This is a genomic window from Sphingobacterium daejeonense (genome assembly GCF_901472535.1).
Lineage (GTDB): Bacteria > Bacteroidota > Bacteroidia > Sphingobacteriales > Sphingobacteriaceae > Sphingobacterium > Sphingobacterium daejeonense.
The window spans coordinates 1,278,352-1,294,776 of the sequence record NZ_LR590470.1 but is presented as its reverse complement, the minus strand read 5'-3'; the positions used below and the strand labels follow the sequence as shown (position 1 = coordinate 1,294,776).

The 16,425-nt window shown below is 33.7% G+C and carries 16 protein-coding genes and 1 tRNA gene; 10 read left to right on the top strand and 7 right to left on the bottom strand.

Annotation, left to right across the window (positions count from 1 at the left end):
* Positions 1 to 73: 73 nt before the first annotated feature.
* The 5 genes from FGL31_RS06195 (at position 74) to FGL31_RS06175 (ending at position 4,749) form a co-directional block, all read left to right on the top strand.
* Positions 74 to 1,636, top strand: a complete 1,563-nt coding sequence (locus tag FGL31_RS06195; protein WP_138090080.1) for a serine hydrolase — start codon at positions 74 to 76, stop codon at positions 1,634 to 1,636.
* Positions 1,637 to 1,797: 161 nt separating this feature from the next.
* Positions 1,798 to 1,871 (top strand) — tRNA-His (locus FGL31_RS06190).
* A gap of 598 nt (positions 1,872 to 2,469) precedes the next feature.
* Complete coding sequence (locus FGL31_RS06185) at positions 2,470 to 3,672, top strand: AAA family ATPase (protein WP_138090079.1); 1,203 nt, start codon at positions 2,470 to 2,472, stop codon at positions 3,670 to 3,672.
* Positions 3,662 to 4,399: an RloB family protein gene (locus tag FGL31_RS06180; RefSeq protein ID WP_138090078.1), complete on the top strand. Its 738-nt coding sequence runs from the start codon at positions 3,662 to 3,664 to the stop codon at positions 4,397 to 4,399. Before FGL31_RS06185 ends, FGL31_RS06180 begins: the two co-directional genes overlap by 11 nt.
* A gap of 2 nt (positions 4,400 to 4,401) precedes the next feature.
* The gene (locus FGL31_RS06175; RefSeq protein WP_138090077.1) at positions 4,402 to 4,749 is read left to right on the top strand and encodes a hypothetical protein; all 348 of its coding nucleotides are present in this window, start codon (positions 4,402 to 4,404) and stop codon (positions 4,747 to 4,749) included.
* 419 nt (positions 4,750 to 5,168) lie between these two features.
* Here FGL31_RS06175 and FGL31_RS06170 read toward each other — a convergent pair whose 3' ends face one another.
* From FGL31_RS06170 to FGL31_RS06155, 4 genes are all read right to left on the bottom strand, one after another.
* Positions 5,169 to 5,510: a hypothetical protein gene (locus FGL31_RS06170; RefSeq protein WP_138090076.1), complete on the bottom strand. Its 342-nt coding sequence runs from the start codon at positions 5,508 to 5,510 to the stop codon at positions 5,169 to 5,171.
* Between the two features lie 1,154 nt (positions 5,511 to 6,664).
* Positions 6,665 to 6,889 (bottom strand): hypothetical protein, encoded by a 225-nt coding sequence (locus FGL31_RS06165; RefSeq protein WP_138090075.1) that lies wholly within the window; start codon positions 6,887 to 6,889, stop codon positions 6,665 to 6,667.
* Positions 6,890 to 6,938: 49 nt separating this feature from the next.
* Complete coding sequence (locus FGL31_RS06160; RefSeq protein ID WP_138090074.1) at positions 6,939 to 7,175, bottom strand: hypothetical protein; 237 nt, start codon at positions 7,173 to 7,175, stop codon at positions 6,939 to 6,941.
* 233 nt (positions 7,176 to 7,408) lie between these two features.
* Positions 7,409 to 8,143 (bottom strand): DUF4595 domain-containing protein, encoded by a 735-nt coding sequence (locus FGL31_RS06155; RefSeq protein ID WP_138090073.1) that lies wholly within the window; start codon positions 8,141 to 8,143, stop codon positions 7,409 to 7,411.
* 157 nt (positions 8,144 to 8,300) lie between these two features.
* Between FGL31_RS06155 and FGL31_RS06150 the strand changes: the two genes are divergently transcribed.
* Positions 8,301 to 8,903, top strand: a complete 603-nt coding sequence (locus tag FGL31_RS06150; RefSeq protein ID WP_138090072.1) for a hypothetical protein — start codon at positions 8,301 to 8,303, stop codon at positions 8,901 to 8,903.
* Between the two features lie 40 nt (positions 8,904 to 8,943).
* Positions 8,944 to 10,494 carry a hypothetical protein gene (locus FGL31_RS06145; RefSeq protein WP_138090071.1) on the top strand — a complete coding sequence of 517 codons (1,551 nt, stop codon included), beginning with the start codon at positions 8,944 to 8,946 and terminating at the stop codon, positions 10,492 to 10,494.
* A gap of 15 nt (positions 10,495 to 10,509) precedes the next feature.
* Here the strand turns inward: FGL31_RS06145 and FGL31_RS06140 are convergent, their stop codons facing one another.
* The gene (locus FGL31_RS06140; protein WP_138090070.1) at positions 10,510 to 11,667 is read right to left on the bottom strand and encodes a glycerate kinase family protein; all 1,158 of its coding nucleotides are present in this window, start codon (positions 11,665 to 11,667) and stop codon (positions 10,510 to 10,512) included.
* Positions 11,667 to 12,641 (bottom strand): 2-hydroxyacid dehydrogenase, encoded by a 975-nt coding sequence (locus tag FGL31_RS06135; protein ID WP_138090069.1) that lies wholly within the window; start codon positions 12,639 to 12,641, stop codon positions 11,667 to 11,669. The genes FGL31_RS06140 and FGL31_RS06135 overlap by 1 nt, the downstream gene beginning before the upstream one ends.
* 129 nt (positions 12,642 to 12,770) lie before the next feature.
* Here FGL31_RS06135 and FGL31_RS06130 point away from each other — a divergent pair, with 129 nt between their 5' ends.
* From FGL31_RS06130 to FGL31_RS06120, 3 genes are all read left to right on the top strand, one after another.
* Positions 12,771 to 13,022: a hypothetical protein gene (locus FGL31_RS06130; RefSeq protein ID WP_138090068.1), complete on the top strand. Its 252-nt coding sequence runs from the start codon at positions 12,771 to 12,773 to the stop codon at positions 13,020 to 13,022.
* A gap of 103 nt (positions 13,023 to 13,125) precedes the next feature.
* Entirely contained in the window at positions 13,126 to 13,374 is a 249-nt protein-coding gene (locus FGL31_RS06125; protein ID WP_138090067.1) for a hypothetical protein, read from the top strand.
* Positions 13,375 to 13,665: 291 nt separating this feature from the next.
* Complete coding sequence (locus FGL31_RS06120; RefSeq protein ID WP_138090066.1) at positions 13,666 to 14,283, top strand: hypothetical protein; 618 nt, start codon at positions 13,666 to 13,668, stop codon at positions 14,281 to 14,283.
* Positions 14,284 to 14,495: 212 nt separating this feature from the next.
* On the opposite strand, the gene htpG is transcribed toward FGL31_RS06120, so the two are convergent.
* Entirely contained in the window at positions 14,496 to 16,385 is a 1,890-nt protein-coding gene (gene htpG / locus FGL31_RS06115) for a molecular chaperone HtpG (protein ID WP_138090065.1), read from the bottom strand.
* Positions 16,386 to 16,425: the final 40 nt, after the last annotated feature.

The window sequence follows — 16,425 nt, the reverse complement described above, 5'->3', positions numbered from 1 at the left end:
AGACAAATCGACTTCTCCATAAATAAATTTTTTCCATTACATTTATATTGTAATTACCCAATATTAATCCATTATGAATAAGCACTATAAAGAAATAATTTCATTGTTTTTAGCGATAGGAATTGCTCTTACGACCTTTGCTCAAGATCCTACCACAAAAGAAATTGACGATTTGGTTCAAAAAACAATGACAGCATTTAATGTTCCTGGAATTGCAGTTGGAATTATAAAAGATGGAAAAGTAATCCATTCAAAAGGTTATGGAATAAGATCAATCAACACAGAAAAACCTGTTGATTCAAACACTTCATTTGCCATTGCTTCTAATAGCAAAGCATTCACTGCATTTGCGCTAGGTATGTTGGTGGATGAAGGAAAGTTAACATGGGATAGCAAAGTCGTTGATTTCATACCTGAGTTCAGGATGTATGACCCTTATGTCACATCAGAATTTACTGTTCGCGACTTGTTGACTCACCGATCAGGACTTGGATTGGGCGCTGGAGATCTGATGTTTTGGCCGGATTCAGCCAATTTCAGTACAGTGGAAGTAATCCATAATCTTAGGTATCTAAAGCCCGTTTCCAGCTTCAGAACAAAATTTGACTATGACAACTTACTATACATTGTTGCTGGCGAGGTTTTGAAGAGAGCCTCAGGAATGTCTTGGGAAGAATTTATCGAACAAAAAATAATGAATGTTTTGGGCATGACCAACTCTGCTGCATCATTGAGCAGATTGAAATCCAAGGAGAATATTATTGACGCACATGTTCCTGTAGACGGAAAATTGCAGACTATCGCCAGGAGCCTCAGCGAAACAACAAATGCAGCGGGAGGCATAAACAGCAGTGTGGAAGATATGAGCAAATGGGTAACCATGATATTAAACGAAGGAAAATACGTCGACAATTTGGAGAAACAACTCATATCCAAGAAGACCTTAAGAGAATTGATGACTCTACAAACAGTTATAAAAGGCTCAACACCCTATAACACACATTTTTTTGGTTATGGACTAGGATTTTTTCTCAGCGATCAGAAAGGATATTTTGTAGCCGAGCACACGGGTGGTTTGGGAGGAATGGTAACACAGGTAACAATGATCCCAGAGATGAAAATTGGCATAATCGTATTGACAAACCAACAAAGCGGGTATGCATTTACAACGATCACCAACCAGCTCAAGGATTCTTATTTTGGAATCAAGGGAACTGACAGGCTAAAAGAATATTCTGCGATGGAAAAATCCAACCAAGGAGAAGGTGATGAGGTTACTGACAAGGTTTGGGCAAAAATTAAAAATCAAAAGCAAAAAATTGACTTCTCTCCATACTTGGGAAAATATAAAGACCCATGGTTTGGCGAAATTGAGGTAATGGAAAGAACTGGGCAATTATATTTTAAATCTGCGAGATCACCGCAGCTGCAGGGAAAGATGCATTATTTAGAGGGCAATACATTTGTCGCTGCCTGGAATGACCGAAGCATGAATGCAGACTCTTATGTAAACTTCAGTTTGGATGAACAAGGAAAAGCAAATAGTATCAAAATGAAAGCAGTATCCCCATTGACGGATTTTTCTTTTGATTTCCATGATTTGGACCTGAAAAGAGTAAAAGAGCAAGAGGAATAACCCTGTGGTGAACGTAATTTGCAGGCAGAAACCACGCTTTTCCGTTAACGTATAAAAATATCTTGTTAGAAATGAGCTTTTTCGCTAATTAAAACCTCCAATACATCAAAAATATTTGGAGTATAACTAGAATAGTTATACTTTTGTATCACAAAATCACGGTAGGTATAGCTCAGTTGGTTAGAGCACTAGATTGTGGTTCTAGGGGTCGTGGGTTCGAGCCCCATTACTTACCCGGTTAAAGGAGGTCATTTTGACCTCCTTTTTTTGTGCGGTTAATTCTTTACGGCACGTCCATCATCCAACTGGGCAAATTCAAAATTCTCTTAAAACATAATATTCAATAGCATTGAATTTCATACCAGGTATATTTATTTGTTCGCCAACTGCGAGTTGAACGAAGTTCGCTTAAGAGAAATGCGCAAGCATGATTCAATTATATCTATGAAATAGACGAAGACCGTAGGCTGTATTTTTGAAAAAGATTGTGAGATTGAAATATCAAGAATAGTGACAATAATGAAGCCTGAATGATCCGCAGGCGAGCCAAACTTGAAAAGTTGTTGGATTTTACCAGGTATGCAAAACCTAGTTAAATGACAAAGAAACTTTTATGAAACGAATTATTATAGAAGTAATAAGTATGACAAACTGCGAAGCAAAATAAATAGATTGTGTAAGTACACAATTTATTTATATCTTGGTTTGGCGCATCTTATTCCCCTATAATGGTGAGTGGAATGCCTTATTTCCACTTTACTAACATTTTCCTTACTATCCAAAAATGAAGGATCATTGATATAAATCATTATATTTACAAGAAAAAACAAAAAATGGTTATTGACTTTAGTGTTCAAAATTTTAGGTCCATAAATGAAATACAAACGATTAGTTTTAGTGATAAATTAAAAGTCAGAAATAAAAATTCAATTTTTACTTCTGTAGGAATTTTTGGACCCAACGGCTCTGGAAAAACTAACATTATGAAGGCGTTTAATTTATTTCTTCAAGCTATGAGACAAGAGCCTAAAACATTTCCCTCTCTTTTTGAATTACATCAACCATTCGCTTTTTCAGAAAATAGTTGGAATGAACCTTCGTTTTTTCAAATAATTTTCATCATAGATAAGGTAAAATATAGGTATGGATTTACTGTAAAAAATTATATGAATGATTCTGTACAAATGCAGAAAATTCAAGAAGAATGGTTGTTTTTTTATGACAATGATAAATCATATCCTATTTTTCTTCGGGAAAATAATATTCTTAAAACATACAACAATCTTAACTCTAACAATTATCCCCCTATTGCGCACGAACATATCTTATATTTAAGCCATGTTTCAGCATATGATAAAAGTTCAATTTGTTATCGAATTTTAAAATATTTTAATTCAAATACTTATTATAATGATGCCACTACAAATGAAAATTTAAGAATTTTTACGCTTCAGTTAATTGAGAAAGGCGAAAAGTTGGGTGTTTTAAATATGTTAGAAGACTTTGGAATAAACTTTCATGATATTGATTTAGATAGAGATACCCCATTAGTTTATAATCAAATATATCCAGCAAGTAAAATTGAAACCATACAAAAGCTTTCAAATCGAATTGTTAAAATGAATCTTGAAAACAATGAATCTTCTGGAACAATCAGGTTGTTTGACATTATTGGTGTTTTATATAAAATTTTCAATAATAAAGAAGAATCTTCCTTGTTAATTTTGGATGAGATTGATAATGATTTTCATCCATTTTTAGTTTTAAAATTCATCAACATGTTCAATTCACCTCATCTTAATAAAACTAATTCACAAATTTTATTTAGCAGTCATGAGACTCACATAATGACTGAAGGAAAAATGTCAAAATATCAATTCTATTTAACTGAAAAAAATAATTACACATATTCCACAAAATATTATTCCCTTGGCGCATTTAAGGGAATAAAGGATTACGGTGATTTTACAAGAAAATATTTATTAGGGTTATTTGGAGGCTTACCATTTTTAAGAAATTCTTCAGATGAAAATTAAACCGTGGGAAATAAAAGAGACTGATTCAAGACCATTAAATAATTTAATAAATGTTTTAATTTTCACTGAAGATGAGGTTAGTGAAAAGTATTATTTTGAATGGTTTCAAAACAATGATTTAAAAGTTACTGTTTTTCCAAACCAAAAATCAGGAATTAAAAACATTATCAATATAATTAGTCATTGTGAAAAGGAGGAAATTATTTATAAGTCTAGTCGTAATGGCAGTTATAAAATTAAAGATGGTTTTGAAATTTGGAGTGTATTTGATAAGGATTCGTATAGAGAAAGTCCAAATCGCGACTCTGATATTAGCTATAATATAGCAATAGATTATGCAATAAAATCAGGATTTAATGTTGCTTGGAGTAATGACTGCTTTGAATTATGGATATTATTGCACTTTTTTGATGAGGAGAATGTTCTTGATTTAATGCATAGAGATCAAATTTATGATGAATTATCAAAAATATTTTTTGAATATAGAGAAAATAAAGAAATCCCTTTAGAATCTTTTAGGTATAACGAATATTTTAAAAAGCAGGTAAGGTTTATCAATATTGTTAGATTTAATATTTTGCCAAATACAGAGTTAGCGATAAACAGGGCAGAGAGGTTATTTTCTAAGTTTGAAGAAAAGAAATCATTTTCAGAGATTAATCCATGTACCACAGTATTTGAGTTGGTTAAAAAATTGTTATCTTTAGGTCAGAAAGAGTTACCATAAAAATGAACGAAAAATTAATTGAAATAATTGACTTATTGGTCAGTAAAAGTGAGGATAAGTTGGCGGAATGGGATAAGCTAGATGATGTAACTTTTAGAATTGACTTCGGTCAAAACTATGTTATTGTAAAAAAAATTTTAAATCCATTTGGTGATGACTTATATCGCTTAGAGATATTAAATCTAAGGGGTGAAGTAATAATATCCTCTGATACTGAAGAGTATTATGAGATTGAAAACTTATATAATATTGCTAAAGATTCTTATTATAATATCACAGACACTTTAGAAAATTTACTAGAACAGTTGAGAAAACCAAATTCTTCAGTTGGAGGTGGTGAGCCATTTTAAATTATTGAATTTTTATTAAATTTTCAGTTAATTTTTTAATCAATGTTACTTAGGATTTTAATATGGTTAAATGAAAAAATTGTTTAAAAACAATTGCATTGCTAAGCGTGGCTAAATAGAGTTTGCCAATTTCACTTGTATGATGCATGGTAAACAAAAATAGAAATAATCCATTAAATTTTACGAATTTATACCTTGGTAATTTTATTGTAGGAAGACCTGCTATACAATCGTATGATTTTCTATTGAATAAAAATTCATCTTCTGGCTTACTTATTAAGTCATAGCCAGATGTATGGTAATCAAAATCTTAAGTATACATAATGATAGTTTAATTAAAAAATAAACTATAACAGATTGATTGAGATTCTAATCAATCTGTTATTTAACGTATTGCCGTGAAATAATAGAACTAGAACTTATTTTATTCTATTTCCTATAAATGTACCTCCTAAAGCATACGATTCAAGGAAAAACATAATTACATCCGATGTCGCCAATAAAGAGAATATCGTACCATTTTCAGTATAATATTTTACTTCCAAATCTGTATTTTCCCTTTTGGTTGTCTTGATTACCCTAGTTTTAGTATATCTGTTCGAAAGTATTATTACTCCATCTCTGATAGTTAAATATAAATTACTTTCATTTAGCAAATATTTCTTTGGGTTATCTGGTAAAATAGTATGTGCTTCTGAACTCCCTAAATGTGAAATGCCAAATAATGTTGATAAGGTCAAATATTTAAATGTTAACATCATTAAAGATATTTAGGTTAATATCTGTATTTAATAATAATATCGTTACGTCTCTGTCCTTCGTTTAATTCTGATAAAACACCATTAACAAAGTAGTAGAACCATGTTTAACCTTGAGTTTCACCACACCCTCCTTTTATTGTGCCGAAAAAATGGTCTGAAAAAGGCTTAGAGGGCGATTATTGACCAGAGTAATAACCCCCCCTGTGAAACACTCCTTCAAATCCTTCCAAATTTGTCTCTAAAACTGACGCACTTTTAAAACGCCCACAGAAGCAACAAACCTAGAAACGGCTTTTACGGCTCAAAACTGACGCATTTTTAGCTGACGCACTGACGCACTTTTTTGCACTAAAATCGAAAATTCTGATCCTAAAATCAATTATTGAAAAGTGACGCACGAGTACTAATTTCAACACTGAGTTAGATACCAAATTCCTCTGCATCTACCCCGCGGAGGAATATGAAGAATTTTGGAAACCCATGAATGCATCTACCATTCGACATACTAAGGTCCACTATTTTCAATTAAATTTTTATTAAAATTTTTTTACAAATTGTTTTATATTTTAATTAAATATATTTACCTTGGTGTAATAAATGTTAATTTAAAATATATTTAATTATCTGAGGTAAGGCGCAATATTTATTATTTCAGGCAATCCAATTAAGTTAACAAAGAAATTGAATAGAATTATAGGACCTTGATTTCATTTATTAACTCATTAATTGAAAGATTTTGGAAACTATTATTTCAGCTAAAAGTATAAATCCAAAGGATAATCAAATTAGATTGATACTAAAGATCCATACCCCATATTTTTAAGATCCACCATTTCCTTCTGTACAAAAAGTCAAGTCCCTTTCAGAACCGATTATTGTTAATGGACCCCAATTACTTTAACTCTAAATTTTACACAATTAAAATTTAGAAATAAACAAAATCTTCCAATTCAAGATGCCATGCAGCTCTTAAATAATTTAATAAATAGCACCCTAATTGAGCTCCATTAAGCGACAAAATCAATATGTACAGTTCTGGAAAACTTCCCATTGCCCAATTCACACTACTATACTCTGCTGACACAGGGGTTTTCGCCCTAAGCATTATTTTTAAAGAATAAGCTTAGGGCTCTTTTAAAGTAACTGTAAATAAACTAAATCTCTGTAGATTTCTCCTTTATAAAGTGATTCTTTTTGATGGCATTCCTTCGCAGTCCTAAATGAAATTTCTCTTCACTTTTAAATACCACTCCACGTTCGAGCAACTTGGTACCAACAAAATTTTGGTCGGTCTTAAATATTGAAACATATACCAAATGTTTCGTCTTTGTCGTAATGACGAGATAACATTGTCCATATATTTTTAATGCAGTCTGCATTTTTTATAATTGAAAGGTTACGGTTAGCATTTCTAATTCCTGTTGATTGTTATTCCATCAACCAGCTCATCCCCTCTTTCCAGTCCTCAAATTCCTTCAAGACTATTAAATTATGGTCTACTCCTCTTAAATTGATCAAGGATTCAATTATAGCTTGAAATAAATTCTCACCACTTATCCTCAAAATCCTATCCTCAACTACTGAAACCAAAAATGGCCCAAATTCGGATGTTCTAACGATATATTTTGAATGATTACCTGCTTTTATAAACACTGTGGAATTCATGATAAAATTTTTGAAATAGTATCCCTATTTATACCTTTTGGAATAAAATTTATTACTAGTTAGTTGTTGTGTGGTCAAAGTTAACTAATAATTCATTTTATTTTGAAACAAACAAGTATCTGTATTCGGTAAGTGAAAGAGAAAAACAAAAAAAGAGAGAATCTCACGATTCTCTCTCCAGGTTAAACCTAATCTATTATTATTTAATTGTTTGCAAAATCGACATTCATTTTCTACTTACATTTGTATAGCAGTTCAATAGACTTATTGTTACCAATGATATAATTCGTTGCTTTACGATTCGTATGTACATATGCAAGTTTTGTATCTGTTCCCATTTGTATGACAGTAGAAATGGCATATTTTATTTTCTCTCCTAAAAAGCCAGAGGTATACAAAACATGAGCTGTTTCAATACCATTTTCACTGAACATTTCATTAAATGGCTCTATTGAAATTGTTCCAAAAGATGGGAAATCGATATACTCATCATATTTAAAGGAATACCTCGTTTCATTAACGGATGCTTTTGTAAGGTTACCTTCAATATACTCAAGGTTGAATTTACGGTTATTGGTGAGATTGTGAGCCGAAACCAATTGCTTGTTGGAATTATAAACAAATTGAAGCTTTTTGACTTCATTTACTACAGCACTTTCGATCAATTTATCCTTGTTAAGATTATATACTATTTTTAATCCTGGTGCAGCAACATTGATTTGATTTTCAGAATAACTATAAGTGGTCACTAAAGTTTTATCCTCAGTTATCGTTTCAACTTTAGAAATTCTTTCTAAGTTATCGTATTTGAAATGTTCTACTATTTTTCCTTCTTTACCATTGTCTAAAGTTTCATTTTCTCTTCTTTCAATAACTTTACAATCATTACTATCTATTAAAGTCAACTCATGTTTTGTGCAACCTGAGAATATGCCTAGGCCAAGAAGAATTAATAATATTTTTTTCATAAAATGTTTAAACTGTTAACGTGTACGAAAGTAATACAATTTTACCACAAAAAAGCAGTCTTAAAAAAAGAAACTATAATGCCAAATGTAATTTATTGATACAGCGCTTAATAGTAGAGAAAATAAAGTATATTTAGGACAATTAATTAATCCAAATATGAAATCACTCCTCACGATCCTATTGTTTTTTATCATTCCTGTCATTGGCTTTTCTCAAGAACTTGACTATATCGCCGAACTGACAAAAACCCTTAAATCAGAAAGTATTATAGATAGTACAGATAAACAGATTTATTCTTTGATGGATGATTTTTTTAATGAAAACTTACAAACCAACAATCCCACTTTAAGCGAAAATACCATCAAAAAATTCCAGAGTTTATTAATGAATGAGAAATCTAAAAATCACCATTTATTAGGTTTATTTGCGATCTATCAAAAACATATTTCTGAATCTATTGAAACTGGAAAAACAATTCCAAATTTACAGGTGAAATTGATGGAAACCTTGGCTAATGAATACAAAGCAATATACAATAGTGTTCCAGTCTTAATATACATCTATCTGATTGAAGCTTATAATGCATCAAAACAAATTGATCAAGCAGCATTGGTATTGGAAGAATCAAGGCAACTATACCCAGATGCCATACCTTTAAAAGTATATCAATATATGTCGACCAAAGATGAGAATTTAAAGGAAGATATTGTTCAAAATCATGCTGACCATTGGTTAGTAAAGAGATTTAACATCAATTAGGAATTATTTGTATTTTGGGGTTTCAATGTAAACCTAACCTATGACAAAGAATTTCTTGATCACCTTAGTAATTGTGCTTTGCTCCTCTTTATGTTGTGGCCAAACTTTGCCAACAGATATCCAATTCGTGCGTCAAGCCTCCAAGCGTATTATTTTTGATTCCAATCAAAGTATTCCTTTAGCTTCTTTTTCCCCTTCACAAACAATTGGAATGCCTATTATGAATCCTATTACTCAACTTGGTAAGGACTCAGTTGACTTTAAGATTCATGAAGGAACATTGCAAATAGACTCTAAAAATAATGCAGCAGCATTGATGTGGCTTGCAGGATTTAATCCATTTGCAACCTATAGCATTGACCTGGGCGAAATCAGTGGCAAAGGGAAACTGGGGTTTCAATTTTCTGATCCAAATAGAAAGGAAGTAGTTTTGGTAACAGTTTCTTACGAGAATGCAGTATTGGTAGATGCTGAATACAATTTGATAATTGATGGGGAAAATGTTTCCAAACAGTCTATGATGATTCAAGGAATTGGCAAACCATTCCTTCAAGGCAAATTAATTTTTCAAATGTTAGGGAGCGGATTGAATCTATTTTTGCAAGATAAAGAATATCCCAAGGTTATAGGACAATTTGAATTCAGTGAACTTCTTGATTTAAGAGAAACCAAAAGGATTCAAAAGTTTCAGTCTTTATTGTATACGGAGGCAGAACTTGGGACCATAAAAATTAAGGACATTTCCGTTGATATCAATGCAGGGATGGGATTGGCAGATATTCGAGCGATGACTTATGAAAATGGGGAGCCTATACTGGATGGCGGTCGAATATGGTATACGATGAGTATTCGAGGTCGTGGACTTCCAAACCCATTACAGGGAGTATTCAGTATGAATCCTTCGGTATTTGATATAAAATTCGAAGGGATTATTGTGTTTGACCGTGAAGATGGACTTTGGCACAATGAAGTCGCTTCCCATATTTTTTACGATCGCAGGGATTCGACTTGGAAAGGGATCACGACGGGTTTCAGTGCTTACGCTAAAAAAGGCGAAAAGAAACAACTTTTAGCTGTTGAGAGCAAAAAGGATCCAAGGTTTGGATTTTCAATAATGAAAGCCAGACCTATGGGTCAAGTTGGAGATATTGAAGATCCACATATTATTTTTGATGAAAAAGATGGAAAATACAGAATCTTAACCTGTGAAAATTCAGATGGATATAAAGCTATTATTTTGGAATCTGAAGATTGGGACCAGGGTTATAAAAAGATTGCAGGACCGGTGAAGCAGAATTCCACAGGCACTTCTATTCAAAGAATAGACGGTAAATTATACTGCTTTTCGGGGAGTTCTGAGCGGGAGATATATATCTATTCCTACCCAGATTTGAAAGAATTGGGAACCATGAAGATGGATTTACCGCCATGGGACAAACAGGCAAATACGAGGGTATGGCCAAATGTAGTGGAGTTACCTGATGGGTACCCCGCCAAATATATTGCATTGATGATGGATAGAATCAATTACCCTGGCATACAAGGCCCACAATGGACTTATGGAGCTTTGTATCTGTACCATGGACATTAAAAACTATTTTCCTAATTAGTCTTTGTTTTGACCTTTGTTATGAAAGGAATGAATTAGTTTACTGATTTGTACAATGGTTCGAACGATATTATTTTTGGTATTAGCCATTGCTTCCTTTATTTCTTCAGGTTGGTTACCAATAGGCATGAGCATCGTAAAATATTGTTGCAATTCATCCGGTATTTCCAGAGGTATTTTTCCAGCGATGCCTATGCAAGAGATCTTTTTCTGTATAGCTAATTTTGCAACTGTGATTGGAGCCTTTCCTTCTAACGATTGACTATCCATGCTTCCTTCGCCCGTAATCAAAATATCGGCCTTTTGAAGCGATTTTTCAAAATCAGTAATTTCACAGAAATATTCAGCGCCTTTCTTTAGATCCGCATTCAAAAAAACAGAAAAAGCTGCTGCAAGTCCTCCTGCTGCACCGCCCCCCAGCACCTTGTTTAATGATTTTTTAGAACAATTGAAGGTCAATGATTCAAAATGTTGCAAAAATTCCTCAAGGTTTCTGATGTCATCTGGAGAAGCTCCTTTTTGCGGACCAAAAACATGAGCAGCACCTTCTTTTCCCAACAACGGATTATTAACATCACATAAAACCGTAAACTTACATTTTGATGTTTGCTCTTTCAGTTTACCTAGGTCCATAGCATCTACCTTGTCAAAATCTTTAGGCAATGGCCGGACTAATTTTTTATTACCATCAAAAAATTCTAACCCTAATTCTTGGAGCATCCCAATTCCACCGTCTACAGTTACGGATCCACCTAGACAGATGATAAAATCTGCGATTCCTGATATAATGCATGTATTGATAAGTTCCCCCAACCCTTTGGTACTTGATTCGAGGGGACTTTTCAATTTCTGTTTTATGGATTTAAAGCCGGATGTTTCTGCAACTTCGATGATGGCAGTTTTTCCATTGTTGATCAATCCATAAGAGGCTTGGGTAGGTTTTAAATAAGCACCTTTAACCTTGGCGGTATGCATAGCCCCATTCCGTAATTTGGTGAGCAAAAAAGAGGTATGGTCACCTCCATCAGCTATGGGATGCATTAAGACTTTCGCCTTGATGCCGCTATTTTGAATTCCCTGCGCTATTGCATCAGCAACCTCTTCGGCAGTCAAGCTATTCTTAAAGCTATTTGGTGCGATGAGAATATTCAACATTATTTATAAACCTCAGGGTTCAAACAGGTTTTTAATTGTTTACCTTCCACAAAGGCTACCACATTTTCTGCAGCTATCCTTGCCATTCCAGACCTAGCTTCAATGGTTGCCGATCCGATATGTGGCAAAACACAAACCCTTTCATGTTTCAATAATGGGTTATCGGGCAGCATAGGTTCTGGATTGGTCACATCTAATCCGGCGCCCCAAACCATGCCATCACTTAATGCTTGGTTCAAATCATCTTCATCGATAAATCCTCCCCTTGCTGTATTGATAAGGATAGAATTTGGTTTCATCTGATTGAATGCCTTGGCATCAAAATGCCCTAAATATTCGGGGGAATAGTTAGCATGGATAGATAGGACATCCGATTGGGCAAGCAATTCCTCAAAGCTCACATATTTAGCATTTAATTTTTCCTCCATTTCTTCATTTCGGTTCCTATTATGATAAATTATCGGCATCTGATATGCTGCCTGACATTTTATTGCCATTTCATAACCTATCCTACCCAAACCAAATATGCCCAAGGTTTTGCCATATAGTTCCTGCCCGAGATTGGCAACAGGATTGAAATACTTAAACCGCACTCCTAATCGAATCTGATTTGTATTGAAAGATGCTAACCTAGAAACCATTAGCATCAGCATAAATGAAATATCCGATGTTGCCTTGCTGAGTACGTCTGGTGTATTGGAGACCGGGATTCCTCTTTTAGTAGCTTCCTCCAGATCAACCTGATCATATCCAACTGAAAACAGACATACCGCTTTTACAGAAGGACACAAATCAAAAAATTTAGCATCTATTTTATAGGCACCAATATTTAATATAGCGTCACACTGTTGACAATAAGAGATCCATTCATCATAAGGAATTTCAGGATTTTCAGGCATTAAGAGATCAATGTCTGGATGTTCCAATATTTCCATCCCTGCTTTTGGAATCAATTTATTGATAAAAATTTTCATGTCAAGGTTATTTTATGTGAATGTATTAATATACTAAAAATGTATGGTTTACCTATTGTTGATGTTCAAATACAGACGGTGTCAATAAAAAACTTTAAATTGAATGCTGTAAGAACAAAATGACAACCCATGGAAAAAGCATACGAAATTCTACAACGAGAAAAGTTAAACAGAAGTTACAAAACCTTAAGAGCGCTATGGATTGTTCAATTGATAGCATTTATAATTGTGGTAGCTGTGAATGTAGCCATGGGTTGGTACAGCTTCAATAACTGGGTGGTGATCGCTATTATCGGAGGGTCTTTATACATGAACTTCAAGAATCAAAAAGGGATAAAAACAAGATTGGAAGAGGTGGAAAGGAAATTAGCAGACCGCTAATATTATCCAATCATTAAGGTTCTATTAAGTTTTGAATACGGCAGAAATTGTTGACAATCTATTGATAAATTTACACTAGTAATCAAATAGATACGATCATCACATGACAAATAAGATTCAAGAATTAAGCGAGGCCGAATTGATAAAGAAGCTGAGCAGATTAAGGACCTTAACCGTAATTCATGTTTTTGCACTAGGTCTTTATTGGGTTTCATCAATAGCAATGGGGATTGTAGTTGACCATATGTACGTCTGGTTATTCACAATCATCTCCTTTCCTATTCTCATCCTTAATTTCAAAACTATGAATGAAATTAAAGAAGAATTTGAAATCAGGAAAAATGTAATATAATACCCTCATCTTAGCCTGATGTTCCTAGCAATCAAAGTATTGCCAAGAACCTCATCGCCTCAGCATTCCTTCCAATGCTTAAAAACATCATATAAAAGCATCCCAGGGCATGTTTTTTATCTAAGGAATTTTTAAAATCATAAATTATATTGAGTTTGTTACAAATATCTGGTTGAAATCGACTTTTATTGATTCTCAACACAGTTGAACATGTTAAGAAAAGTTAAGAGTATGGTTTTTGTTTGTTAATGTTATAGTTTTGTTACAATGATTAACATGATAAAAAGACATATGTATTTAAAATTATCTGCCGTATTATTAGGATTAAGCTTGACAACAACAGCATTCGCACAGGAATCTGATTCAGTAGAATATAAAGAGACAAAAGAAAAGGCTATTAAATTAGCTGTTAATAAAAATGTGACCGAGGCCCTTCCCCTATTGACTTCATGCTATGCTAAAAACATGGATGACAAGGAAGTTCAAACTATGATTTCTGCATCGTTGATTTCATTAGTATCGGACAAGAATAACCTTCAGGGTTCATTAGATACCATTGATTCTTGGACTGCTAAATTTCCATTTTTACAGGATGATAAGCAAGTTCGTAAAATTTACACGATCAATGCGAATCAATTGGCATTCTTAAGTTTCCAAGAGAAGAATATCGAAAAGTCTTTAGCATACCATGACCTGGTTATCGAAGAGCTTTCGAAAAATGAGGGTTTGGGGTTAAAGGATAACAAAGACTTGATTTCTATGGCTGTTAATTTAGCTGCAGACCAACTGGAAAAGAAAGAATTCAGGACAGCTCGAAAAATTGCTAGCGAGAGCTTAGCTTATTTCAATGACCCGGAATTGAAGAAGATGTTGAAATATATGGATGATAAACAACTGGGCCTTAATTAATAACTGTGATTAAACTGATTATCAGTCTTAAACTGTGATTAATCTGATTTACATGATGAACTATGATTTTAATGATGGAAAGGTAAATTGGATAGAAGGCAGAAATAAAACTGGATGGTAGGCTGAAAAATTGCTTTGAAGAATATTGAAAATAAAAAAGAGTTGCAAAATGCAACTCTTTTTTTGATATATGATATTTGATAATGTATTTATTAGATCAAATCTACGCTTCTTTTTACGAAGGCAGTTAGTTCTGCGCCAGTCAGAAGGCCTCTAGAAAGTAGTGCAAGGTCGAATGCTTGTTTTGCAAGTTTTTCGCCGTCTTCTTCTGGGGATTCTACGATGCGTTTGATTAATGGGTGATTACCGTTGACTGTTACTTTGTAGTTGTCTGGTAATGTTCCATAGAAGCCCATGCCGCCGCCAGTTTTGGCCATATCTTTCATGCGACGCATAAATTCGTCGATTGTAACGGATACAGGTAAGTCTGAAGCGTTCAATGCGTCTACTTCGACCTTCATGTCAGGACGTGAAATTGCTTTTTCGAATACTTCTGTGGCTTTTTTGCTTTCGTCTTCTGACAATGTTTGCTCGATTTGTTCGTCTTTAGGGATCAACTTATCGATAACATCAGAGTCTACGCGTTTCATTTGGATTTTCTCGCCGCCGTGTTGTTCTACATAGCCTGCGAAGTGGGTATCCAAAGGTCCATCAAAGTTTAAAACATCATATCCTTTTGCCAAGGCAGCTGAAATATATCCGTCTTGTAAAGATTTGTCTTGGGTATATAGGTAGACAATATTTCCGTCTTTGTCTACTTGGATGTCTTTTACCTTTTCGTAGTACTCCTTGAATGTATAGTATTCTTTATTTACATTCTGTAATAAACAGAAGTCATTTGCTTTTTCTGCGAATTTCTCATCGCTCAGCATTCCATATTTAATGAATAAGCTGATGTCTGGCCATTTTTCTTCAAATCCTTTACGGTCAGACTTGAAGATTTCATTCAACTTATCAGCCACTTTTTTGGTGATATAGTTGTTGATCTTCTTCACGTTGCTGTCCGCTTGAAGGAAAGATCTTGAGACGTTCAATGGAATATCTGGTGAATCAATAACCCCTTGAAGCAACATCAGGAATTCAGGAACAATATCCTTTACTTCATCCGTAATAAATACCTGACGTGAGTAAAGTTGGATTTTGTTGCGTTGGATTTCTAACTCGTTCTTCACTTTCGGGAAGTATAGAATACCAGTTAGATTAAATGGATAATCTACATTTAAGTGGATCCAGAACAATGGCTCATCCATAGTATGTGGATATAGCTCATGGTAGAATTTAATATAATCTTCATCAGTTAATTCAGATGGAGATTTCGTCCAAGCTGGATGCGTGATGTTGATAATATTAGGGACTTCAATTGTTTTATATTTCGGTTTACCGTCTGCATCTTCCCCATCAGGTTCAGATTCTGATTTCGTTCCAAATTGAATTGGAATTGGTAAGAACTTACAGTATTTGTTCAGGATTTGTTGGATTCTTTGTTTTTGAAGGAATTCCAATGATTCTTCATTGATATGAAGGATTACATCAGTTCCTCTAGTTGTTCTTTGTCCTGCTGAGATTTCATAAGAAGTAGATCCATCACATACCCAATGAGCAGGTTCTGCACCTTCTTGGTATGATAAAGAATCGATCTCAACCTGGTCTGCTACCATAAATGCAGAATAGAATCCTAATCCAAAGCGGCCGATAATTTCATTTGCATCATTTGCTTCCTTGAATTTTTCCATGAATTCGGTAGCTCCTGAGAATGCGATCAGGTTGATGTATTTTTTGATCTCTTCAGCTGTCATACCAATACCATTATCAGAAATGGTAATTGTCTTCACAGCTTCATCGACTTTTACTTGAATGGTCAGATCTCCAACCTCGCCATTGTACTGGCCAAGAGATGCTAATCTTTTGATTTTTTGTGAAGCATCAACGGCATTGGATACCAATTCGCGTAAAAATATTTCGTTGTCTGAGTATAAGAACTTCTTAATCACCGGGAAGATATTCTCGGTGTGGATTGAAATAGTACCTTTCTCTTCTTGCATATGTTTGAATTTATAATTTTTAAGATTTTATACGTTAACA